Raw genomic sequence first — 22,203 nt, forward strand, 5'->3', positions numbered from 1 at the left:
CAACCCCATGCGGCGGGCCGGAAGTCGTGACGGCGGCGGGTGACTGGCTGGCTCTCAGGGGTGCCTCCGTGTGCCGGAGGCACCCCTGAGAGCCAGCCGGAGCCGGGACCGCGCCGCGGTCGTGCACAGGGGGCGGGGTGTCGCTGAGCTCAGCGCCGGTTGAACGCCCACGCGGCACCCGCCGCGAGCAGGCCGCCGCCGACCGCGGCCAGGAAGCCGTGGTGCTGCGACGCCCACAGCTGGAGACTCCGGTCGGTGGCCCTGTCGTCGAACGCGCCGTGCGCACCGGCGTCCGGCTGACCCGCCCCGTCGGCCGGCTCCCACAGGTTGGCCGGCTGGCTCGCCGGCCGGGTCTCGTCGGTCTGCTGCCCCTTGAACCCGGTCAGGGCCAGGTACCGGTCCAGCACCCCGGGCGCCACCGCGTTCGCGGCCAGGGTCAGCGCGGTCGACCCGCCGACCCAGTACTCGCGGCGCTTCGGGTGGTCGGCGGCGTACTCGACGGCGCGGGCGGCCACCTCGGGCTGGTAGATCGGCGCCACCGGCTGGGCCTTCTTCGGCAGCTTGGACAGCACCCAGCCGAACTGCGGGGTGTTCACCGCCGGCATCTGCACCATCGTCACGTGCACGTTGCTTCTCTCGTGCAGCAGTTCGACCCGCAGCGACTCGGTGAAGCCCTGGATCGCGTGCTTGGCCCCGCAGTACGCGCTCTGCAGCGGGATCCCGCGATAGGCCAGCGCCGACCCGACCTGCACGATCGTGCCGGAGTCCCGGGTGCGCATCCGGGACAGCGCGGCCTTGGTGCCGAAGACGTACCCCAGGTAGCTGACCTCGGTGGTGCGGACGAACTCCGGCATCTCGATCTCGACGAACGGGGCGAAGACGCTGCTGAACGCGTTGTTGACCCAGAGCCCGATCGGGCCGAGCTCCTTCTCCACCCGTTCCGCCGCGGCGTCCACCGCCTCGTGGTCGGCCATGTCCACCTCGATCGGCAGCGCGGTGCCACCGGCCCGGCGTACGTCCTCAGCCGCCCCGGCCAGGCCGTCCTCGCCGCGAGCCAGCAGGGCCACCGTGTCGCCCCGGGCCGCCAGACGGCGGGCGACCGCCCGGCCGATGCCGCCACTCGCGCCGGTCACTACCGAAATCCTGGTCATGACCGGAGTTTGACCCGGATCCGGGCGGCGGAAACCTCAGCGCTGCACGCCCTGCGCCCGCAGCGGCACGGTGAACGTCGCGCCCACGCACGCCGCCGGCACCCCGCGCGGCATGGTCAGGGCGCCGTCCACGGTGAACGCGCCCACGGTGTTGCCGGCGACCTCCCAGGAGACCGGGTACGCGTTCCGGCGCAACCGCAGGTCCGGATCGACGCACCCGGCCTCGCGGTGTTCCGGGTCGGCCAGCACGGTGCCGGGCCCCATCCGGATCGTGGTGATCCGGATCGGCACGTTCTTCTCGTTGGAGACCGTCACCAGCAGATCGCCGTTGCCACCCGGCCGCAGCGTCCGGTTCAGGTCGTTGCGCCCGCGCAGCACCAGGTCGAGCGCCACCGCACCGGGTGCGGCGGCCGGCTGCGGCTCGGTGATCCGCCAGTACGCCCAGGCAGCTCCGGCGTTGGCGAGCATCGCGGCGAGCGCGGCCACCCCCAGGATGGTCCGGGAGCGCCGGTCGAACCGGCTCTTGCGGGGACTGCGGACGTCCCAGGTCGGCTCTTCGTGATCCGCGGTGCTCAGTTCGATCCGTACGTCCTCGTCCCGTCCTCGTCCCGGCCCGGCGTCCTTGCCCACCTTCGACAGGACGTCACGCCGCATCACGAGTGCACCCCCGGGGCGGTGGCCGCGGGCGGATCGCTCAGATGTGGCATGCGGCTCGTTCCTCCTCGGACGCCGGAACAGGCTGAGCTGGCGTTCATACAACGTTCCCTGATAGAGATGTCCGATGTGATCGGTTTTCCGTCCGCCGTAGTAGACGCATAAATCGGAACGATCTGCCCACACGGTTTACCCCGGGCGAGGGATCGCTCTGCCTCAAGGGTCCCTACCGAACCGTCCACGTTGCTGCTGGACACGCCCATAACCTGCAGGGATGCACCCCTAGCGAGCGCCGGTCGCGCACTCAAATCCGGATTCGTCGAGGCGACGGGGTCGAGCCCCCGGTGGAAACCACCGAGGGCTCGAACGGGTGGAGCACGCGCCTACGGCGCGACCGGGCTCGTCGGTCCCTCCGGTGAGGCCGAGACCGACGGGTCCGGCCCCAGGTCCGGCTCCTCCTCGACGGGTGTGCTGCTCCGCGGCGGGGCTGGGACGTTCTCCGGTTCGCTGGCGGGCGAGGTCCGGACGTCCGGGACCGGCGCCGTCGAGGTGTCCCCGGCTTCGGGTGTCGGTGCGGAGACCGATGGGGAGGCCGGCGGCACCGCGGGCGCGGCGATCACGGCCGGATCGGCGGGCGCCGCTGGTGCGGCGGGGAAGGCCAGCCGCGGGCTGAGCTTGCTCGGTTCGCCGGTCCACTCCCGGTACTTCGGCGTGATGGTCCAGCGCCACTTCCCACCGGCCATCTCACCGGTGCCGAACGTGACCGACTCGGTGGTGCTGCCACCGGCGGCCACCGCGCGCGTGACATCGGGTTGCGGCGGCTCGGCCACGCTGTGCGCGACGACCAGGTAGTGGTCCATCCGGACGCCCGGAGCGATCTCCTGGGCGCTCCAGCTGACCACGGCCTGGCCGCTCTGCTTGGTGACGCTGGGTTCGACGCCGCGCGGCATCTTGACGACCTTCGCGGTGAACCGGGTCGGCGCGCTGGTCACGGTCCAGCCGCCGGCGTAGGCGTAGACCGTCCCGGCCACGCCGAGCGACAGGGCCACCGCGCCGACCAGCAACAACCTTCCGGTACGCCTCACCGCGGCACCCGCTGCCCGACTCCGGAGATCGCGATGGTGAACCGCGCGCCGGCGCATTTGCGGGTCGCCCCGATCGGCATGCTCACCGGGATGGCGCCGCCGAGCTCGGTGCGCCCGGACGCCGCCACGGTGACCGGCAGCCGCCCGCTGTACGAGCGGACCTGCAGGTTTGCCGCGGTGGCCGAGCAGCCACGCCGATCAGTGTCGGACACCTTGGCGGTCAACCGGTGCACGGTGATCCGGTACCCGAGCGGGTTGACCACGCTGATCTTCATCTGCTTGACCGCGCCCGGGAAGAGCCCGCGCACCGGCTTGCCCTTCAGCTCGAAGTAGAGCGGACCGCCCCGGTGGTGGCTGTCGCCGACCAGCACGATGGTCTCGTCGGGATTGTCCGGCGAGCCGACGGCAACGATCAGCGCGGCGGCCAAGGCTGCCGCCGAGGTAGCCGCGATCCACCAGCGTTTCGACATGAAGGTCCCCGAAGGTCGAACGGGAGACGGGAGCGACCGACGTCGCTCCCGTCCAGATATGTCAGGAGGCCGCGCTCACGCCGGGGACCGAGTAGTCGATCGTGATCGTCTTTCCGGCGCACGTCTGCGGGATGCTGCCGATCGTGACCTGCGTCGAGGCGACGGTGTCATGTCCGGCCGCGAGGGTCGGACTGCCGGGGAAGGTGGTGTTGAACATGCCAGGGTCATCCAGCGCACCCGCGCACGCGGCGGCGGTGCCAGCGTTGTCCTCGGGCGTGGCCGTCGCGTGGGTGATGGTGATCGCGCCGGTGAGCTTGACCGCGAACTCGTTGGGGTTCGTGAACGTCGTGTCCATGGGGATGACTCGGTCCGGGAAGAGAGTCTTCGTGAACGTCGACGACGCCGTCACCGGCTTGATCTCCGCACCCGAGGCGCTTGCCGTGCCCGTGCCGAGGATGCTCCAGCCGGTGGCGGCCCAGGCCGCGCCTCCGCCGATGACAACGACAGCGACGCCGGCGATGACAGCGGTGGAACGCTTGGAGAGCTTGCGCATGGAAAGTTCCTCCTGGAACGGTCTTATCGAGCGCTTCCCCATAGCCGCGGAGCGACGGAATCGGGAGCGCGTCGTTTATCGGGTGTGGCCGGAGCCCTGGGGCTTCCCGGCGCTGCGACAAAGATGGCTGACCCGCCCCACCGGGACGATAGGTATTCCAGCCCCCTGAGTCGGAATGATCCGCCCGCGCCGCCCGACTGTTCCGCTTAACCCATAAGTGCTAATCAAGCACCATGAATCGACCACCCAGCTCGTGTTGATGATCGCTTCCGGTGTGGCTGACCTGCGTCGATGAGCAAAGGCAGACCTCGGCAGCTTTCTCAAGCACGAGACCTGCTCACAGCGTCGCCGGGGGCCACCGGGGGCTGCCGTAGCACCGGAAACATGAGCCGGGGAGCGTATTCAGCGCCTTCTCAGGAATGTTTTTCCGGCCGCCGGACCCGAACGGGGTAGTGCATTTCGGCAGCCGTTCCCCTGAAAGAGGCTTACGGTCTATGCCTCTGTCGGCCGGACGGCCTGGAGCAGGAAGCGATGCGCCCGCACGGTGAACTCCCCGCGAGCCCGGATGATGGCGGTGAGCCGCGCGAGCTCCCGTTCGTACCGTTGCGGGGTGAAGTCGCGGACCTGCCACGGCACCGTCCGCAGGTGGTGCACCACGGCCCGGATGTCGCGGAAGGCGAGCGCCGGATGCTCCTCGCGCACGTCGGTCACGTGCAGACCGGCGGCGGTCAGGGCGGCCGCCGCGACCTCGGCGTCCCACCGGCGCGGGTGCGGGGGCGGTGCGCCGAGCGCGTCGTTCAGCTCGGCCAGGTCGTCGCTGCCGACCTGCTGGGTGAGCAGCACCCCGCCGGGCCGGAGCAGCCGGGCGATGTCGGCGGCCGGCAGGCGGCCGTGCCGGCTGAGGACCACGTCGTACTCGTTCTCGCCGGACGGGAGCTCGGTGAGCACCTCGACGCCGAACGGGGCGAGCCGCTCCCGGGCGATCGGGGTGTTGCGGGCCCAGCTCTCCACCGCGACGGTGTGCGGCGGCAGCGGGACGAACTCGGCGAGCAGCTCGCCCCCGCCGGTGTCCAGGTCGAGCACGCTGGTCGCGAAGCGCAGCAGCGGCCGGGCGATCTCCGGGTACGACCAGGACGGCTCGGACGCCACGGCCAGCCCGTCCAGCCAGGCGAATTCCCACCCGGTCATGGACGCGCCGGCCGCCGCGGTGTTGAGATCGTCATCCGGCCGGCTGCTGCGCACACGCCGACGGTAGCCAGACCGTGCGCTCAAAGTCGCGGTGGTCTCACCGGAGAGGGAAGTCGTGGCTGAACCGTGTTCAATCCGCGACTCAGCGCACGCCGGCGCGGCCGGCCGCGGAGGGACGGCCGCACCGGAGAACGGGACGCCCGTGCCGGAGCGGGCACGGGCGCACCGGAGCAGCGGCGGTCAGGCCCGGACCGGCATCAGCAGGGAGAAACGGGAGTCGTCCCCGGCGATCCGGATGGTCAGCGGCTGGACCGGCCCGTCCAGGTCGAGCTGCAGCTGACCGGGCCCGCCCGCGTCCACCGCCTGGAGCAGGAACTCCCGGTTCACCGCGACGTGCGTGCCGGCGTCGGCCGCCCACTCGTCCTCGGCAGCCAGCCGCAGGCCACCGTCCGGGTCGAGAGCGAGGATCGCGACCGGGTAGACCGCGCCGTCGTGCTCGCGCCGTACCTCGGGCGCGCCGGTGAGCAGCCGCCGCACCTGGTCAGGGGTGACCGTGACCCGGCGGGTGCCGTCACCGGACGGGCCGATCAGCCGTCGGTAGTCGGGGAACTCCACGTCCAGCGGCTCGGTGCGGAGCTCGCGGCCGGCGCTCTCCGTCCGTACCACATTGGGGGTGACATCGAGGGTCAGCGGACCGGAACCGATCAGGCGGAGCTCGTCGACGAAGGCCAGCGGCAGGTACTGCCGGGCCGGAGGCCCCTCGATCGTCGCCGGCGCGGAGGCCACCGCGAGCCGATAGCGGTCCGTGGTGACCAGGGTCAGCACGCCGTCGCCGGTCTCGAACAGGATCCCGCCGGGGAACGGCGCGCCGGGGATCGGGCCGGTGGCGGCGAAGCGGACCGCGGCCAGCGCGGCGGTCAGATCAGTTCCGGACAGGGTCACGCGGGTCATCAGGTTCTCCTCCAGATCGAGCAGGGTGTGCAGGCGGAGGAGCTCGCGGCGGGCGTCGACGATTCCGGCTTCCAGCCGGTCGCGGTGGGCGTCGATCCTTTTCCGTATGAGGCCGGGGCGCCCCAGGTCGCGCACCGCCTCGGCGATCTCGGCCACCGGCATGCCGACCCGGCGCAGCCCGGCGATCAAGCGGGCCGCCCGGATCTGCTCGGCGGTGTACCGCCGGTAACCGGTCACCGGGTCGACCGCGGCCGGGACCAGCACGCCCGCGCCGTCATACCAGCGCAGCGCGCTGACCGTCAGACCACTGGCCCGGGCCGCCTCGCCGATGTTCCGCATCTCGCTCCTCACAGGGGTAGACCCTGAAGCCTCGACCTGGTGGAGGGTCAAGCCGGAAACGGTCGTGGGTCACCCCGGCAGCGGTCGTGGGTTACGCCGGGATCAACAGTGCCCCGCCGAGCGCCGCCATGACCAGGGCTATCCCGCCGTCCAGCACCCGCCAGGCGTTCGGCCGGGCGAAGAGCGGGCCGAGCCGCCGGGCGCCGAGGCCGAGCGCGGTGAACCAGGACAGGCTGGCCGCCGCGGCGCCCAGGCCGAACATCCAGCGGTGCGCGTGCTGCTGCGCGACCGAGCCGAGCAGCAGCACGGTGTCCAGGTAGACGTGCGGGTTCAGGTAGGTCAGCGCCAGGCAGGTGAGCAGGGTGGCACGCAGAGTCGCCGGGGCCTGGCCGGCCGGGTCGAGACTGCCGGCCGGTCGCAGCGCCCGGCGGGCGGCCAGAATCGCGTAGCCGATCAGGAACGCCGCGCCGACCCAGCGGATCACGGTGACCAGGCGCGGCTGCGCGCTCACCACCGCGCCGAGACCGGCGATGCCGGCCGAGATCAGCGCCAGGTCGGAGAGCGCGCAGGTGAGGACGACCACGAGGACGTGTTCCCGGCGCAGCCCCTGGCGGAGGACAAACGCGTTCTGGGCGCCGATCGCGATGATCAGGACGGCGGAAGCGGCAAAACCGGCTAAAGCGGAGGCGAGCACGGAGCCGACGCTAGGGTTCTTTCGCGGTGCAGACCAGCTAAAGATTTTCAGGGTTGATTAGCAATACTTAACTGTGGACCAGGTACAGCTGGCGACCTTCCAGGCCGTCGTGGAGCAGGGCAGTTTCGAGGCCGCGGCGCGGGCGCTGCACGTCACCCCGTCGGCGGTCAGCCAACGGATCAAGGCACTCGAACGAGCGGTCGGGCAGGTGCTGGTGCGCCGGGCCAAGCCGTGCGTCGCGACCACGGCCGGTGAGGCGCTGGTCCGGTTCGCCGGGCAGGTGGCGCTGCTGGAGAAGGAGGCGCTGGCACAGGCCCGGGGCGGCACCCGGGTCTCGATCGTGGTCAACGCCGACTCGCTGAACACCTGGTTCATGCCGGTGCTGACCCAGGTGCCGGGCGTGACCTTCGACCTGCACACCGACGACCAGGACTACACCGCCGACCTGCTGCGCTCCGGCACCGTGATGGCCGCTGTGACCGGGGACGACGTGGCGGTGCAGGGCTGCCGGGTGGAACGGCTGGGCGCGATGCGCTACCTGGCGGTCGCCGCGCCGGGCCTGGACTTCGCGTCCGCGCCGATGATCGTCTACAACCGCAAGGACCAGCTGCAACACCGGTTCCTCGGGTTGGTGGGGGAGCCCGCGGCCGCCCGGTTGATCCACTACGTGCCGGCCGCGGCGGCGTTCAACGAGGCGATCCGGCTGGGGCTGGGCTGGGGCACGGTTCCGGAGCAGAACGCGGGGCCGCTACTCGCCTCCGGCGAATACGTCCGCATATTTCCGGAAAAATATCTGGACATTCCGCTCTACTGGCAATACTGGCGGATCGAGTCGGAGCTGCTGAACACACTGACGGCCGCCGTGCACACGGCGGCCGCCTCAGCCTTGCATGGTTAGCTCACGCATCGGCCCCGAAGGGCGCAATGCCGCCGAGCGAAGCGAGGCCAGTTAGCTCAGTTGGCGTGCAGGGCGCTGTTCAGCTCGATGCCGGTGCCCTTGCGGGGGCGGGCCTCCAGCGCGCCGGAGACCGAGTTGCGCCAGAACAGGAGATTGTTCACACCGGACAGCGCGATGGCCTTCACCACACGGCCGTCGGGCAGCGAGATCTTCGACGACGCGGTGATGTAGACGCCCGCCTCGACCACGCAGTCGTCGCCGAGCGAGATGCCCACCCCGGCGTTCGCCCCGAGCAGGCTGCGCTCGCCGATCCGGACCTTCTCCTTGCCGCCGCCGGAGAGCGTCCCCATGATCGACGAACCACCGCCGATGTCGGAGCCGTCGCCGACCACCACGCCCTGCACGATCCGGCCCTCGACCATCGAGGTGCCCAGCGTGCCGGCGTTGAAGTTGACGAATCCCTCCTGCATGATCGTCGTCCCGGGCGCCAGGTGGGCGCCGAGCCGGACCCGGTCCGCGTCGGCGATCCGGACACCGGACGGCGACACGTAGTCGGTCAGGCGGGGGAACTTGTCGATGCCGTGCACGGACAGGTGCCGGCCCGCGGCGCGCTCCAGGAAGCGCAGCTCGTCGACCCGGTCCGGCGGGCACGGGCCGGCCGAGGTCCAGGCGACGTTGGTCAGCTGACCGAAGATGCCGTCCAGGTTCAGCTCGTTCGGCCGGACCAGGCGGTGGGAGAGCAGGTGCAGCCGGAGGAACGCCTCGGCGGTGCCGTCGATCGGCTCGGCCAGCGACTTGATCGAGGTGCGGACCTCGACCGTCGAGAGGCCGGGAAGCAGCTTCGGGCCGGTCAGGCCGGCCGGGAGGACCGGGAGGTCGGCCGGCTCGTCGCCAAGACCCAGGAAACCGGCCGGGTACCAGGTGTCCAGCACCTGCCCCTCGGTGGTGACGGTGGCGAGGCCGACGCCCCACGCGGGCGAGGTCGAGATCGCGGTATGCACGGGTGAACCCTACTAGCCCGACGGTGCGCGGATCGCGTGCGTCCGATGCTCGGGACAGCCTTGTAGGGTGCGGGCATGGCCAACCCGCTTACCCCGGACGTGCTGGTCGACCCGGTCGAACTGACCCGAGCGCTGGTCGACATCGAGTCCGTGTCCCGCGACGAGAAGGTGATCGCCGACTGTGTGGAGGACGTGCTCCGCAGCGTCGGTCACCTGAGCGTCGGGCGAGTGGGCAACACCGTGATGGGCCGTACCGATCTGGGCCGCGGGCAACGGGTGATCATGGCCGGTCACCTGGACACCGTGCCGATCAACAACAACTGGCCGTCCACTGTCGTCGACGACCTGATCTACGGCTGCGGCACCTCGGACATGAAATCCGGGGTCGCCATCGCGCTGCACCTGGCGGCCACCCTGCCCGACCCGGCGTACGACGTGACCTACCTGTTCTACGAGGCCGAGGAGATCGAGTCCGAGCACAACGGGCTCAACCTGGTCGCGGCCGCCCACCCGGAATGGCTGCGCGCGGACTTCGCGGTGCTGCTCGAGCCGACGTACGGGAAGATCGAAGCCGGCTGCCAGGGGACCGTGCGGGTGTCGGTGCGCACCCATGGGCGCCGTGCGCACACCGCCCGGGCCTGGCGCGGGGTGAACGCCATCCACGCGGCCGGCGAGGTGCTGCGCCGGCTCGCCGACTACCAGGCGCGGACCGTGACGATCGACGGGTGCACGTACCGGGAGGGGCTGAGCGCCGTACGGATCTCCGGTGGTGTGGCCGGCAACGTGGTCCCGGACGAGTGCTCGGTCGAGGTCAACCTGCGGTTCGCCCCGGACCGTTCCGAGCAGCAGGCCTTCGAGCACCTGCAGGAGGTGTTCGCCGGGTTCGACCTGGAGGTCACCGACTCGGCGCCCGGCGCGCTGCCCGGCCTGGACGCCCCGGCGGCCCGGGAGTTCCTGATCGCGGTCGGCGCCGAGCCGGCCGCCAAGCTCGGCTGGACCGACGTGGCCCGGTTCGCGGCGCTGGGCATCCCGGCGCTCAACTACGGCCCGGGCGACCCGTCGCTGGCGCACGCCCAGGACGAGCACGTGGAGATCGGCCAGATCCGCGACGGAGCGGCCACCCTGCACCGCTGGCTGGCCGGCTGACCCCGGCTTGTTGTCGGCCCGGCTTGTTCTTGTGCCGGGCTTGTTGTCGGCCTGGCCGGTTTTTGTGCCCGGCTTGTTGTCAGTCCGGCCTGCTCAGACCCGGGGCAGTGCCACCCGGCCGATCGCTCGTTGGGGCACCACGATCGGCAGGTCCGGTGGCGGGATTTCCATGGTCGCCTCGGGGTCGCTGGCCGGCTCGGGGTGTTGTGCCGCGAACGCGAGGCGACGTTCCTCGACCACCATCTGGATCCGTCGCTGCATGCGACGGTGCATCTTCAGCCGCTCGTATCGGTTGGTCACGGTGGCCGCCCTTTCACCGGGACACCCGGGAACCGGGCGCCGTGCCTGCCGTGTGGACGCGGTTCGGTAACTGTATAGACGCACCAGAGCTACCGTCCGTTGCTTCAATCTGGCAAAAAGGTCTCCGAGTCGCAATCCTCTTACCGAAACGCAGCCGGTTATTCACCGGGTACTGACCGTCCGCACTACCTTGGACGCATGACCGAGAGCACCAACGGGCGACCGCCGGCCGCGCCGCAGCGTCATCGCGGTGCAGTTACGCTACGTCGTGACGCTCTGCCGAAAGGCACAGCTGACGAGAAACTTCTGGATTCAGAGCATCGCGGAGAGTGGAAGACCAAGGACGCCTGGCGCGCCCTGCGGATACTCTCCGAGTTCGTCGAGGGCTTCGACACCCTGGCCGACCTGCCACCGGCGGTCAGCGTTTTCGGGTCAGCCCGGAGCAAACCGGACAGCGCCGAGTGCGAACTCGCCCGGAATCTGGGCGCCGCGCTCGCCGAGGCCGGGTACGCGGTGATCACCGGCGGCGGACCCGGCGTGATGGAGGCGGCGAACCAGGGCGCCACCGAGGCCGGCGGGATGTCCGTCGGGCTCGGCATCGAGCTCCCGTTCGAGCAGGGCCTCAACGACTGGGTCGACATCGGCATCGACTTCCGGTATTTCTTCGTCCGCAAGACCATGTTCCTCAAGTACGCGCAGGCGTTCGTGGTGCTCCCCGGCGGCTTCGGCACCCTCGACGAGTTGTTCGAGGCGATCACCCTGGTCCAGACGAAGAAGGTGACCCGCTTCCCGGTGATCCTGATGGGCGTCGACTACTGGGGCGGCCTGCTCGACTGGATCAAGGGCCGGATGCTCGACGACGGCAAGATCAGCCCGGCCGACCTGGACCTGATGCAGGTCACCGACGACGTCGCCGAGGCCGTCCGGATCATCAAGGACGCCGGCACCGCCCAGGAGTCCGCCTGATGGCCGTGATCAACGTCTTCTGCGCCACCGCTACCACGAAGGAGTCCGCCTGATGGCCGCCATCTGCGTCTTCTGCGCCTCCTCGGACACCGTCGAGCAGCGCTGGCTGGACCTGGCCGCCGAGACCGGCCGGGCGCTCGGCGCTCGCGGGCACAGCCTGGTCTCCGGCGGCGGCTGCGTCGGCATGATGGGCACGGTCGCCGACGGGGCCCGGTCCGGCGGCGCGCACACCCTCGGGATCATCCCGCAGTGCCTGATCGACATGGAGGTGGCCGACACCGCCTCGGACGAGCTGATCGTCACCGACGACATGGGCGAGCGGAAGAACGTGATGATCGACCGATCGGACGCGTTCCTCACCCTGCCCGGCGGCCTCGGCACCCTCGACGAGCTGTTCGAGGTGTGGACCACGGCCACGCTCGGCGTGCACCGCAAACCGATCGTGCTGCTCGACCCGGACGGCTTCTACGACGGCCTGCTCAGCTGGCTCAACGGCCTGGTCGCCACGAAGTTCGTCCGCGCCGGGGCGATGGAGACCGTGCTGGTGGCCCGCTCGGTGCCGGACGCACTGGACACGATCGAGGCCGCGCTCACGTCCTGACCGAGGCGGCCCCCGGCGGCCGGATCGCTGCCGGCCACTGCCGGCCCGGCGGCTGTCGGCTTCCGGCTGTTTGTGGTGGCCCTCGCAGGGGCGGTAGGAGCACGCGATCGCTGACTGCGTGCGTCTGCCGCCCCGGGGCGGGCGGTGGGTGTCCGCGTTGCGGGATTGCGTCCTGCTGACGCCCCTGAAGCCAGCCGATCGCGTGTTCCTGCCGCCCCCTTGGCGCTGATCGCGTGTTCCTGCCGCCCTGTCTGCGCTGATCGTGTGCTCGTGCCGCCCCGTCGGCGCTGACCGCGTGCTCCCGCCGCCCGCTCGTTGCTGATCGCGTGTTCCTGCCGCCCTCGGCTGGTGCGGCCGACCTGACTCGGGTGGGTTCAGGTGGACCTCGCCTCGGAATAACGTCGTACCGGCGTGCTCTGATAGATCCGTGAGCACGCCGGCCCCTCCCTCCCCGGTGCGCCGGCCCGACTACCGCCTGGTCCGGCGTCCCCGCCCGGCCGTGCCCGAGCTGCGCGATGATCCCGTGCAGGCCCGGGTGGCCGCGCACACCCGTGGCCCGCTGCTGGTCGTCGGCGGTCCCGGCACCGGCAAGACCACCGTGCTGGTCGAGGCGGTCGCCGCCCGGATCGCCGAGGGCGTCGACCCGGAGCGGATCCTGGTGCTCACGTTCGGCCGCCGTGGCGCGGCGTCGCTCCGCGACCGGATCGAGGCGAGGATCGCCGGGGACGCCGGGCGCATCGTCCACGAGCCGTTGGTCCGGACCTTCCATGCGTACGCGTTCGGCCTGCTCCGCCGGGCCGCCGCCGAGCGCGGAGAGCCCGCCCCGCGGCTGCTCACCGGCCCCGAGCAGGACTTGATCATCCGTGAGCTGCTCGCCGTGGTGGAGGATCCCGAGGCGACCGACACGATCGGCTGGCCGGAGGGGCTCCGCCCGGCCCTGCCCACCCGGGCCTTCGCCCAGCAGCTGCGTGACCTGATGCAGCGTGCCGCCGAGCGCGGGATCGGCCCGGTCGGGCTGGCCCGGCTCGCCACCGATCTGGGCCGCGACGACTGGTCCGCCGCCGCCCGCTTCCTCCGGGAGTATGTCGAGGTCCTCGCCCTGCGCGACGCCACCACCCGCGGTTCGGTCGCCTATGACCCGGCCGAGCTGGTCCGGGCCGCCTCCGGGCTGCTCGCCGACGAGCCCGGCCTGCTGGCGGCCGAGCGCCGCCGGCTGGCGTTCGTGTTCGTCGACGAGCTCGCCGAGACCGACCCGGCCCAGGTCGACCTGCTGGCGCAGGTGGCCGGCGGGGGCAAGCCACTGGTCGCGTTCGCCGACCCGGACTCCTCGATCTTCGGTTTCCGCGGCGCCGAGCCGGCCGTGGTCAGCGCGTTCCCGGCCCGGTTCCGTTCCCCGTCCGGCGCCCCGGCCGAGACCATCGCCCTGCACACCAACCACCGCGCCGCACCGTCCCTGCTCACCGCGACGTCCGGCGTGGCCCGCCGGATGCGCGGCCCGATCGCCCACCGCCCGATGTTCCCCCCGCCGGCAGCGCAGGCCCCACCTTCCCGCGAGCCGGCCGCCCTTCCACCCGACCGCGCCCCGTCCGCTGCGCCGGTTTCCCCCGCAGGGGCCGATCCGTCTGATCCGCCGGCTTCCTCCGCGGGGGATGCTTCGGTTCTGCCTGGCCGTGGTGTGGCCGGGTGGCCGTCGGCCGGTGGCGATCGGGCCGGGGCGCGCAGCTCCGCCGAGGCGGGCCGGGGGCTGGTCACCGGGGAGGAGATCTCGGCGAGCGGGCCGATGGCCGGGGCCGTCGTGCGGACGTTCCGCTCGCCGGCCGCGGAGACCGCCTTCATCGCGCACGCGCTGCGGGAGGCCCACCTGCTCTACGGCGTTCCCTGGTCCCGGATGGCCGTGGTGATGCGCTCCGCGACACTGCAGCAGCCTTCGGTCCAGCGGGCTCTCGCCGCCTCCGGTGTGCCGACCGTGGTGCACGCCGAGGATCTGCCGCTGCACCTGCAGCCCGCGGTCGCCCCGTTCCTGCTGTTGCTGCGGTGCGCGCTGAGCCCGGAGTCGCTCGACGAGGAGGCCGCCGTCGCGCTGCTGCACTCGTCGCTGGGTGGCGCCGACCCGCTCGCCGAGCGGCGGCTGCGGCAGGGCCTGCGGGCGCTGGCGCTGGCCGCCGGCGATCGGCGTCCGTCCGGGGAGCTGCTCGTCGACGCGGTCCGGGACCCGGCCGGCCTGGCCCTGGTGGAGCGCCGCTGGGCACGCCCGGCGCAGACCATCGCTCGCCTGCTCACGGTCGCCCGGGCGGCGGCCGCCGAGCCGGGCGCCTCGGCCGAGGACGTGCTCTGGACGCTCTGGCGGGCCAGCGGCCTGGCTGACCGGTGGTATGCGATGAGCACCGGCAACCTCCGGGTCACCGACGCGGCGCAGGCCGCCCGGGCCCGGCAGTGGCGCGCCGAGGCCGCCGACCGTGATCTGGACGCCATGGTCGTGCTCTTCGACGCGGCCGCCCGGTTCGTCGACCGGCTGCCCGGCGCCGGCGTCGGCGTGTTCCTCGACCACGTGCTGGGCCAGGACCTGCCGGCCGACACGATCGCACCCAGCGCCGACCGTGGCGAGGCGGTCCGGCTGCTCACCGCGCACGCCGCGAAGGGCCTGGAGTGGGACGTCGTGGTGCTGGCCGGGGTGCAGGAGGGCATCTGGCCCGACCTGCGCCTGCGCGGCAGCCTGCTGGGGTCGGAACGCCTGGTCGACGCGGTGGCCGGCCGTCCCGCGTCCGGGTCGGAGGCGATCGTCGCCGAGACCTCCGCGCTGCTCGACGAGGAGCGCCGGCTCTTCTACGTGGCCACCACCCGCGCCCGCCGCCGCCTGGTGGCGACCGCGGTGGCCTCGGCCAGCACCGGCGGCGCGGCGATCGAGGAGCAGCCCAGCCGCTTCCTCACCGAGCTGGCCGCGCGCGGCACCCGCCCGCCCGCCCCCGGCCCCGACGGCGACGACCCGGGCCCGGACGCCCCACTCCCACCCGAGCCCACCGACCCGGACGACCCCGGCCCGCTCCCGGAAGATGAGCTCGAGCCCTCCGACCCGGACGCTCCCGGCCCGCTCCCGGAGAGCGGCGCCGAGCCTGAAGACGAACCGGGTGAGCCGGGTGAGCCGGATGAGCCCGTCGAGCCGGAGGACGAGCCCGGCGGCGAGATGGCGGGCGAGCCAGGGGACGCCGAGCTGACCGTCGGGCGGGCGCCTCGTGCCCTCACGCTCTCCGCGCTGGTAGCTGAACTCCGTACCGTCGTGGTCTCCGCGACCGAGACGCCCAGCCGGCGGCGCGCCGCGGCCGCGGAACTCGCCCGCCTCGCGTCGGCCGGTGTGGCGGGTGCGCATCCGGACGAGTGGTGGGGCCTGCGCCCGCTCTCCGACGACCGCCCGCTCGTCGACGACGGCGTCCCGGTGAAGGTCACCCCGTCGGCGATGGAGAGCGCGCTCCGCTGCAGCCTGCGCTGGCTGCTGGAACGCCACGGCGGCGCGGCACCGTCCGGTCCCGCGCAGGGCATCGGCAACCTGGTGCACGCGGCCGCGATGCTGGCCGAGGACGCGCACGCCGACCGGGAGAAACTCGTCGAGTACGTCTCGGCCCGGTTCGACACGATCGAACTGGCCGCCCGCTGGATGGCCGGTCCGGAGCAGGAGCGCGCACAGACCATGGTGGACAAACTGCTGCGCTGGCTGGCCGCGAACCCGCGCCGGCTGCTGGCGATCGAGCACGAGTTCACCGTCCGGCTGGAGGACGAGCACCGCCCGATCCAGCTCACCGGCCGGGTCGACCGGCTGGAGATCGACGAGGCCGGCCGGCTCGTGGTGATCGACCTGAAGACCGGCAAGTCGACAGCGCTCTCCGCCGACGTGGCCGAGAACCCGCAGCTGGCGGGCTATCAGGCCGCGGTCGACGCGGGCGCGTTCGGCGACTACGGCACGGACAGCGGCGGGGCGGCCCTGGTCCAGCTCGGCCCGGGCAAGGAGGCCCGCGAACAGATGCAGGTCCCGATCACCGAGGCGATCGATCCGCAGTGGGCGTACGCGATGGTCCGCCGCACCGCCGACACGATGGCCGCCGCGACGTTCTCCGCGGTGGCGAACAGCCGCTGCCGGGTCTGCCCGGTGCGGTCCAGCTGCCCGATCTCCGGCAAGGGCCGCCAGGTGGTGGAGCCCCCGCGATGAGGAACGCCCGAGTCGGCCCCCGTTACACGCCGCTGGAGCTGGCCCGCCTGCTCCACCTGCCGCCACCCACCGACGAGCAGGCCGCGATCATCGCGCACCCGGTGAAGCCGCTGCTGGTCGTCGCGGGCGCGGGCTCCGGCAAGACCGAGACGATGGCGTCCCGGGTGGTCTGGCTGGTCGCCAACGGGTACGCGCACCCCGGCGAGATCCTCGGCCTGACCTTCACCCGGAAGGCGGCCGGCGAGCTGGCCCACCGGGTCCGCGCCCGGCTCAGTCAGCTGGTCCGCAGCCTGGGTGGCCGGGACGAGGCGCTGGCCGGCGAGGCGACCATCTCCACCTACCACTCGTACGCGGCCCGGGTGGTCACCGAGCACGGCCTGCGCGGCGGTTTCGAGCCGTCCGCCCGGCTGCTCACCGAGGCGGCCCGCTGGCAGATCGTGGATTCGCTGGTCCGGGCGTACACCGGTGAGATGACCGGGCTGAACCGGGCGCCCGGCACGGTCACCGACGACGTGCTGGCGCTCTCCGCCGAGCTCGCCGAGCACCTGCTCACCCCGGACGACCTGGCCGCCTGGACCGGCCGGTTCTTCGCCGAGCTGCAGTCGTTCCCCGGCCGGATGTACAAAGACGTCAGCGAGTCCCTGCGGCGGCAGCAGAACCGGCTCACCCTGCTGCCCCTGGTCCGCCTCTACGAGCAGCGCAAACTCGGCATCGAGGCGATGGACTTCGGTGATCAGATGGCCCGCGCCGCGCTCGTCGCCCGGGACCATCCGGAGGTGGGCCGGGTCGAGCGAGGCCGGTTCCGGGTGGTGCTGCTGGATGAATACCAGGACACCAGCCACGCCCAGGTGGTCATGCTGAACAACCTGTTCGGCGGCGGGCACCCGGTGACCGCGGTGGGTGACCCGTGCCAGTCGATCTACGGCTGGCGGGGCGCGTCGGCCGGCACGCTGGAGCGGTTCCCGGACGAGTTCCCGGACGCCGAGGGGCATCCGGCCTGGGTGCGCAGCCTGACCCGGAGCTGGCGCAACCGCCCGGAGATCCTGAAGGTGGCGAACGTGGTGTCCGCGCCACTGCGCGCGCAGGTGGGCGTGCTGAAGCCGGCGGAGCGGGTGGCCGAGGCGGTGGGCGGGCGCACGGTCAGTTGTGCGCTGCTGCCGTCGTACGCGGAAGAGGCGTCCTGGATCGCGGACTCGATGCTGACCGCCTGGCGTCTGGTGGCCGGCATGCCGAAGGCGTTGCCGGAGGAGATCCCGCTGGAGCGGCGGCCGACCAGCGCGGTCCTGGTCCGGGTGCGCAGCCAGATCCCGGTGATCGAGGAGGCGTTGCGGGCCCGCGGCCTGCCGGTCGAGGTGGTCGGGCTGGGCGGGCTGCTGGACACCCCGGAGGTCCGGGACGTGGTGTGCACGCTGCGGGTGCTGGCCGACCCGACCGACGGCGCCTCGCTGTTGCGCCTGCTCACCGGCGCGCGCTGGCGGATCGGCCCGCGTGACCTGGTGGCCCTGCACCGGCGGGCGCGCACGATCGCCGGCGCCCGCGCGCCGAAACCGGAGGATCCGGAGTCGGAGGCGCCGGCCGAGGTGACGGCCGACCGGCTGGACGACGCCACCCTGATCGAGGCGATGGCCGACCTGGGCGCCCCGGCGCAGTACGCCCCGGACGGGTACGCCCGGCTCGCCGCGTTCAGCCGGGAGCTCGTCGCTCTCCGGCAGCGCCTGGACCAGCCGCTGCCCGACCTGCTCGCGGACATCGAGCGGACCATCGGCCTGGACGTCGAGGTCGCGGTGCGTGGCTGGGCGGCCGGTGACGCCGGTCTGGCCCGCGCGCACCTGGACACGCTCGGCGAGGCCGCCACCCGGTTCGGCAGCGAGAACGAGTCCGGCACGATCGCCGGTTTCCTGGCGTTCCTGACCGCGGCCGAGGAGGAGGAGCGCGGACTAGAACCGGGCCAGGTCGACGTGGTCGAGGGCGCCGTGCAGATCCTTACCGCGCACGCCGCGAAGGGTCTGGAGTGGGACGTGGTCTCGGCGGCCGGCCTGTGCCGGGGGGTCTGGCCGGGCCTGGTCCGCGGCTCCGACCACTATCTCGGCGGGATCGGCGTGCTGCCGTTCCCGCTGCGCGGCGACGCGTCCGGTCTGCCGGTGCTGGATCTCGAGGACGCCACCGACCAGAAGGACGTGGCCGGCGCGCTGTCCGATTTCGCCCGCGCCTGGCGGGAGCACGACGAGCGGGAGGAGCGCCGCCTCGCGTACGTCGCGGTGACCCGGCCCCGCCGCCTGCTGCTCTGCTCCGGCTACTGGTGGGGCGACGGCGTGAAGCGCCCGCGCGGCCCGTCGGTCTTCCTCGACGAGATCCGCGCGACCTGCGAGGCGGGCGCGGGCGTGGTGGCGGTCTGGACACCGGAGCCGGCGCCGGGCGAGACCAACCCGAGCGAGGAGGTGGTGGCGACCGCCGAGTGGCCGTCCGATCCGCTGGGCCTGCGCCGTCCGGCGATGGCCGCGGCCGCCGACCTGATCCGCCGGATGGTCGCCGACCCGGACGCTTCCGCGGCCGAGGCGTTCGCCGATCTCGCCGTGGCGCATCCGGAGGTCGCGGCCCGCGCCGGCCTCGCGGCCGATCTCGTCGGCCTGGCCGGCCCGGGCTGGTCCGTAGGGGTCTCTGACCACCCGGGAGACACCCCTGAGGACCAGCCGGGACCGCACGCCGGTTCGCTTCCGGCCGATGCCTCTTCCGACCGCCCTTCTCCGGTACGACCAGAACCGTCGGAAACCGCACCCGCGGCGACCGGACCGGCCGGCCCGGTGCACCCGGTGGCGGCTCCCGCGCTCGATCGGGCCAGCCTGCTCGCGGCGGCCTCGGCCGTGGACCGGGTGGCCGCCGAGGTCGACCCGGACATCGCCCGCTGGCGTCGCGAGGCCCGGCTGCTGCTCGCCGAGCGGGCCGAACGCGCCCACCGGGACGGCCCGATCGAGGTGGCGCTGCCCCCGCACCTCTCGGTCTCCCAGCTCGTGGTGCTGCGCCGTGACCCGCAGGCGCTGGCGCGTTCGCTGCGCCGTCCGCTGCCGCAGCGCCCGGCGCCGCACGCCCGCCGGGGCACCGCGTTCCACGTCTGGCTGGAGCAGCGGTTCGGCGCGGGCCGGCTGATCGACATCGACGAGTTGCCCGGCGCCGCCGACGAGCACGCGGCCGGCGACGAGGAGCTGCTCGCGTTGCAGGAGGCGTTCCTGACCGGGGAGTGGGCCGACCGCACCCCGCTCGACGTGGAGGTCCCGTTCGCGACGACTGTCGCCGGGGTGGTGGTGCGGGGCCGGATGGACGCGGTCTTCGCCGACCCGGACGGCCGGTTCGACGTGATCGACTGGAAGACCGGCCGCCGCCCGACCGGTGCCGAGGCCGAGGCCGCCGCGGTGCAGCTCTCCGCGTACCGGATCGCCTGGGCCACCCTGGCCGGTGTCCCGATCACCCGGGTCCGTGCCGGTTTCCACTATGTCCGTGAACAGGTCACCGTCCGCCCGGCCGACCTGATGGACGTGTCCGCGCTGGCGGCGCTGATCACCGAGATCCCCGAGGAGTCGCTTTAGGTCACCGCGGCCAGCAGCCGGAGCAGGGCTGCGGCGTACGCCTCGTCGGCGGTGGGCGCCGTGCAGGTCAGCGTCTCGCCGAGCAGCTCCATGCGTACCCGGAAAGCAGCGGCCTCGTGGTCCAGCGACCGGAACGTGCCGCCGAGCAGCTCCCGCAACTGGTCCTCGCGGGGCAGCCAGACGGTCTCGTCGATCTCCACATCGTCGAGTGCCCACTCGGTCGTGCCGTTGAATCCGATGACCCGGCCCTCCGGCCGATCGTGGACCTGAACGGTCATGTTGCTGAGCACGAAAACCTCGTCGTCGAGGTCCCGATCGGGTATCCCGAAGCGGTCTCCGAGCCGTGGTTTCCAGGTCACTCCAGCGGCTTTGAGCTGCCGCGCGACGTGTATGCCGAGCACTTCCGGGCCTCCGTCATCATGCTAGGCTGCGAGCGTTGTCAGTTTGGTTCCCAAGTACTCAGGAGCGCCTGTGGTGAACGTTGCCTCGGGCGCTTTTTGTCGTAACCCGGGTTTCTCCGGTCGGGCGATCAGTACGGCGACACGAGTCCCGCACAAAGCGGGTCTTACTACCTCGTCCCCGTCCACCATGGGCGGGGGCGATCGACCGTCGAGGAGACGATCATGGTTACCGGCGTTGTGAAGTGGTTCAACGCGGACAAGGGCTTCGGGTTCATCACCCCCGACGACGGCGGCGCCGACGTCTTCGCCCACTTCTCCGCTATCCAGATGTCGGGCTACCGCAGCCTGGAGGAGAACCAGCGGGTCGAGTTCGAGGTCACCCAGGGCCAGAAGGGCCCGCAGGCCGCGAACATTCGTTCCGTCTGATCCATGTCTGACCCTCGACTGCTCTCCGGCGGTCGGTGACAGCATGTGAATTCGGCGTCGTACCCGGCAGGGTGCGGCGCCGATGCCACTTCTCCGGCCGGCTCTCAGTGTGCGCGCCGGGCCGGCTTTCAGTGCGCGCGCCAGGCCAGGTGGAGTCCTTTGCCGACCGGGACGGTCCACCCGCTCAGGCTGCTCTCCCCGGCGAGCAGCTCCAGGAACGCGGCGACCTCGTCCGGGTGCGACAGCACGTTGTCGATCACCAGCAGGCCGCCCGGCCGCAGGACCCGCACCGGGTGCGGCCACCAGCGTGGGTACTCGGTCCGCTCGGCGTCCAGGAACAACAGGTCGACACACGCGTCGGAGAGTCCCTCCAGATAGGCCCCGCCGTCCCCGCGGTGCAGGTTGACCCGCTCCCGCAGGCCGGCTCGGCTCAGGTTCTCCGCCGCGGCCGGATCGGTGTCCACGTCGACGCTGACCAGGCGGCCGCCGGTCGCGTTGAGCGCGTCGGCCAGCCAGATCGCCGAGTACCCGTTGGACGTCCCGATCTCGACCGCCCGGCGGGCGCCGACGATCCCGGCCAGTGACCACAACAGTCCGGCGCTGGCCGGCTCCAGGTTGCGACGGGTGTGCACCCGCTCGGTCTGCGCCGCGTCGAACGCGGCGCCCTCGGCGTACAGGTCGGCCAGCAGCTTCTCGAGACCTTCATTCATATGACCGAGGGTCCGCCCGAACCGCGGCGAGGGGAAGGAGCCGCGGTGCTCCGGAAACGGCGACGGCTCCGGGCACGCCCGGAGCCGTCACTGATCAGACTCGGTCAGACGGCTGCCGCGGGCCGCGGCAGCGGCGCGGTGCCGCCGAGGTGCGCCGGGAGCCACCAGCGGTCGTCGTCACCGGCGGGCTGCTCCGGGTACGCCTTCTGCACCGCGTCCAGCAGCCCGGTGAGCCGCTGCTTGAGCAGCACCGTGGCGGACTCCGGGGTGGCGCCCTCGGGCAGCTCGATCGGCTCGCCGATCTTGATGATCACCGGCACGTGCCGCTTGGTGAGCTCTTTCTTCCGGCCCTTGGTCCACAGTCGATGCGGACCCCAGACGGCCATCGGGATCAGCGGCACCGAGGCCTCCTGGGCCATCCGCGCGGCGCCGGTCTTGAGCTCCTTGACGGTGAACGACTCGCTGATCGTGGCCTCCGGGAAGACGCCGACGATCTCACCGCCCCGCAGCGCGGTGATGGCCTCGCGGAACGCCGCGGTGCCGGCCTTGCGATCGACCGGGATGTGCCGCATGCCGCGCATCAGCGGACCACTGACCTTGTGGTCGAAGACCTGCTTCTTGGCCATGAAGCGCACCAGCCGCTTGGCCGGCTGCGCGCCGAACCCGCAGAAGATGAAATCGAGATAGCTCGAATGGTTGCTGGCCAGGACCGCACCCCCGGTGGTGGGGATGTGTTCGCCGCCCTCGATCACGATCTTCATGTCGAGGACGCGGAACATCGTCTTGGCCAAGCCGACGACCGGGGGATACACCAGTTCCATGGCAGCACGGTAGCGGACAAAACTGAAAACACACTGGGCCGGGTGGCATTTGCCCGGGTGCGTCACGGA

Annotated in this window: 20 protein-coding genes; 7 read left to right on the forward strand and 13 right to left on the reverse strand. The window is 72.2% G+C overall.

Translation table 11 applies throughout. The features are described 5' to 3' along the window. Positions 1–149: 149 nt before the first annotated feature. From Apa02nite_RS06740 to Apa02nite_RS06775, 8 genes are all read right to left on the reverse strand, one after another. Positions 150–1,151: an SDR family oxidoreductase gene (locus Apa02nite_RS06740; protein ID WP_203824289.1), complete on the reverse strand. Its 1,002-nt coding sequence runs from the start codon at positions 1,149–1,151 to the stop codon at positions 150–152. A 36-nt stretch (positions 1,152–1,187) separates the two neighbouring features. Then, positions 1,188–1,805 carry a hypothetical protein gene (locus tag Apa02nite_RS06745; RefSeq protein WP_203824290.1) on the reverse strand — a complete coding sequence of 206 codons (618 nt, stop codon included), beginning with the start codon at positions 1,803–1,805 and terminating at the stop codon, positions 1,188–1,190. 383 nt (positions 1,806–2,188) lie between these two features. Next, on the reverse strand, positions 2,189–2,890 hold the full coding sequence (locus Apa02nite_RS06750; protein WP_203824291.1) for a hypothetical protein: 702 nt from the start codon (positions 2,888–2,890) through the stop codon (positions 2,189–2,191). Further along, complete coding sequence (locus tag Apa02nite_RS06755) at positions 2,887–3,360, reverse strand: hypothetical protein (RefSeq protein WP_203824292.1); 474 nt, start codon at positions 3,358–3,360, stop codon at positions 2,887–2,889. The genes Apa02nite_RS06750 and Apa02nite_RS06755 overlap by 4 nt, the downstream gene beginning before the upstream one ends. Positions 3,361–3,421: 61 nt before the next feature. After that, positions 3,422–3,913, reverse strand: coding sequence for a hypothetical protein (locus Apa02nite_RS06760; RefSeq protein ID WP_203824293.1), 492 nt, complete (start codon positions 3,911–3,913; stop codon positions 3,422–3,424). Between the two features lie 492 nt (positions 3,914–4,405). Beyond that, on the reverse strand, positions 4,406–5,155 hold the full coding sequence (locus tag Apa02nite_RS06765; protein ID WP_203824294.1) for a class I SAM-dependent methyltransferase: 750 nt from the start codon (positions 5,153–5,155) through the stop codon (positions 4,406–4,408). Positions 5,156–5,341: 186 nt separating this feature from the next. Next, a complete protein-coding gene (locus Apa02nite_RS06770; protein ID WP_203824295.1) occupies positions 5,342–6,391 on the reverse strand; it encodes a DNA polymerase III subunit beta family protein in 1,050 nt (349 codons plus the stop codon). Positions 6,392–6,482: 91 nt separating this feature from the next. Beyond that, entirely contained in the window at positions 6,483–7,085 is a 603-nt protein-coding gene (locus Apa02nite_RS06775) for a LysE/ArgO family amino acid transporter (RefSeq protein ID WP_203824296.1), read from the reverse strand. A 73-nt stretch (positions 7,086–7,158) separates the two neighbouring features. Here Apa02nite_RS06775 and Apa02nite_RS06780 point away from each other — a divergent pair, with 73 nt between their 5' ends. Continuing rightward, positions 7,159–7,983 (forward strand): LysR family transcriptional regulator ArgP, encoded by an 825-nt coding sequence (locus Apa02nite_RS06780; RefSeq protein WP_203824297.1) that lies wholly within the window; start codon positions 7,159–7,161, stop codon positions 7,981–7,983. A 56-nt stretch (positions 7,984–8,039) separates the two neighbouring features. On the opposite strand, the gene dapD is transcribed toward Apa02nite_RS06780, so the two are convergent. Further along, on the reverse strand, positions 8,040–8,984 hold the full coding sequence (gene dapD, locus Apa02nite_RS06785) for a 2,3,4,5-tetrahydropyridine-2,6-dicarboxylate N-succinyltransferase (protein WP_198171072.1): 945 nt from the start codon (positions 8,982–8,984) through the stop codon (positions 8,040–8,042). A 75-nt stretch (positions 8,985–9,059) separates the two neighbouring features. Here dapD and dapE point away from each other — a divergent pair, with 75 nt between their 5' ends. Beyond that, positions 9,060–10,130 carry a succinyl-diaminopimelate desuccinylase gene (gene dapE, locus Apa02nite_RS06790; RefSeq protein WP_067698114.1) on the forward strand — a complete coding sequence of 357 codons (1,071 nt, stop codon included), beginning with the start codon at positions 9,060–9,062 and terminating at the stop codon, positions 10,128–10,130. Positions 10,131–10,223: 93 nt separating this feature from the next. Here dapE and Apa02nite_RS06795 read toward each other — a convergent pair whose 3' ends face one another. Then, the gene (locus tag Apa02nite_RS06795; RefSeq protein WP_203824298.1) at positions 10,224–10,430 is read right to left on the reverse strand and encodes a hypothetical protein; all 207 of its coding nucleotides are present in this window, start codon (positions 10,428–10,430) and stop codon (positions 10,224–10,226) included. A gap of 198 nt (positions 10,431–10,628) precedes the next feature. Here Apa02nite_RS06795 and Apa02nite_RS06800 point away from each other — a divergent pair, with 198 nt between their 5' ends. The 4 genes from Apa02nite_RS06800 to Apa02nite_RS06815 all read left to right on the forward strand — a co-directional run bounded on the left by Apa02nite_RS06800 (position 10,629) and on the right by Apa02nite_RS06815 (position 19,776). After that, positions 10,629–11,396, forward strand: a complete 768-nt coding sequence (locus Apa02nite_RS06800) for an LOG family protein (protein WP_067698110.1) — start codon at positions 10,629–10,631, stop codon at positions 11,394–11,396. Between the two features lie 52 nt (positions 11,397–11,448). Further along, entirely contained in the window at positions 11,449–11,997 is a 549-nt protein-coding gene (locus Apa02nite_RS06805; RefSeq protein WP_203824299.1) for an LOG family protein, read from the forward strand. A 427-nt stretch (positions 11,998–12,424) separates the two neighbouring features. After that, positions 12,425–16,195 carry an ATP-dependent helicase gene (locus Apa02nite_RS06810; RefSeq protein WP_203824300.1) on the forward strand — a complete coding sequence of 1,257 codons (3,771 nt, stop codon included), beginning with the start codon at positions 12,425–12,427 and terminating at the stop codon, positions 16,193–16,195. After that, positions 16,192–19,776, forward strand: a complete 3,585-nt coding sequence (locus Apa02nite_RS06815) for a UvrD-helicase domain-containing protein (protein ID WP_203824301.1) — start codon at positions 16,192–16,194, stop codon at positions 19,774–19,776. The genes Apa02nite_RS06810 and Apa02nite_RS06815 overlap by 4 nt, the downstream gene beginning before the upstream one ends. Here Apa02nite_RS06815 and Apa02nite_RS06820 read toward each other — a convergent pair. Beyond that, complete coding sequence (locus Apa02nite_RS06820) at positions 19,773–20,177, reverse strand: pilus assembly protein CpaE (RefSeq protein WP_203824302.1); 405 nt, start codon at positions 20,175–20,177, stop codon at positions 19,773–19,775. The genes Apa02nite_RS06815 and Apa02nite_RS06820 overlap by 4 nt on opposite strands. A gap of 222 nt (positions 20,178–20,399) precedes the next feature. On the opposite strand from Apa02nite_RS06820, the gene cspE reads away from it, so the two are divergent. Further along, positions 20,400–20,603 (forward strand): transcription antiterminator/RNA stability regulator CspE, encoded by a 204-nt coding sequence (gene cspE / locus Apa02nite_RS06825; protein ID WP_014447450.1) that lies wholly within the window; start codon positions 20,400–20,402, stop codon positions 20,601–20,603. Positions 20,604–20,731: 128 nt separating this feature from the next. On the opposite strand, the gene Apa02nite_RS06830 is transcribed toward cspE, so the two are convergent. Further along, complete coding sequence (locus tag Apa02nite_RS06830) at positions 20,732–21,313, reverse strand: O-methyltransferase (RefSeq protein WP_203824303.1); 582 nt, start codon at positions 21,311–21,313, stop codon at positions 20,732–20,734. A 104-nt stretch (positions 21,314–21,417) separates the two neighbouring features. Further along, the gene (locus Apa02nite_RS06835; RefSeq protein WP_203824304.1) at positions 21,418–22,134 is read right to left on the reverse strand and encodes a lysophospholipid acyltransferase family protein; all 717 of its coding nucleotides are present in this window, start codon (positions 22,132–22,134) and stop codon (positions 21,418–21,420) included. Between the last annotated feature and the right edge of the window lie 69 nt (positions 22,135–22,203).

Origin of the sequence: Actinoplanes palleronii (genome assembly GCF_016862315.1) — a bacterium.
Taxonomy (GTDB): Bacteria; Actinomycetota; Actinomycetes; order Mycobacteriales; family Micromonosporaceae; genus Actinoplanes; species Actinoplanes palleronii.

Coding starts and splice junctions, on each gene's coding strand:
- Apa02nite_RS06740 (WP_203824289.1), bottom strand. CDS start 1,151: ATGACCAGGATTTCGGTAGTGACCGGCGCGAGTGGCGGCATCGGCCGG.
- Apa02nite_RS06815 (WP_203824301.1), top strand. CDS start 16,192: ATGAGGAACGCCCGAGTCGGCCCCCGTTACACGCCGCTGGAGCTGGCC.
- cspE (WP_014447450.1), top strand. CDS start 20,400: ATGGTTACCGGCGTTGTGAAGTGGTTCAACGCGGACAAGGGCTTCGGG.
- Apa02nite_RS06830 (WP_203824303.1), bottom strand. CDS start 21,313: ATGAATGAAGGTCTCGAGAAGCTGCTGGCCGACCTGTACGCCGAGGGC.
- Apa02nite_RS06800 (WP_067698110.1), top strand. CDS start 10,629: ATGACCGAGAGCACCAACGGGCGACCGCCGGCCGCGCCGCAGCGTCAT.
- dapE (WP_067698114.1), top strand. CDS start 9,060: ATGGCCAACCCGCTTACCCCGGACGTGCTGGTCGACCCGGTCGAACTG.
- Apa02nite_RS06770 (WP_203824295.1), bottom strand. CDS start 6,391: ATGCGGAACATCGGCGAGGCGGCCCGGGCCAGTGGTCTGACGGTCAGC.
- Apa02nite_RS06755 (WP_203824292.1), bottom strand. CDS start 3,360: ATGTCGAAACGCTGGTGGATCGCGGCTACCTCGGCGGCAGCCTTGGCC.
- Apa02nite_RS06745 (WP_203824290.1), bottom strand. CDS start 1,805: ATGCGGCGTGACGTCCTGTCGAAGGTGGGCAAGGACGCCGGGCCGGGA.
- Apa02nite_RS06835 (WP_203824304.1), bottom strand. CDS start 22,134: ATGGAACTGGTGTATCCCCCGGTCGTCGGCTTGGCCAAGACGATGTTC.
- Apa02nite_RS06760 (WP_203824293.1), bottom strand. CDS start 3,913: ATGCGCAAGCTCTCCAAGCGTTCCACCGCTGTCATCGCCGGCGTCGCT.
- Apa02nite_RS06805 (WP_203824299.1), top strand. CDS start 11,449: ATGGCCGCCATCTGCGTCTTCTGCGCCTCCTCGGACACCGTCGAGCAG.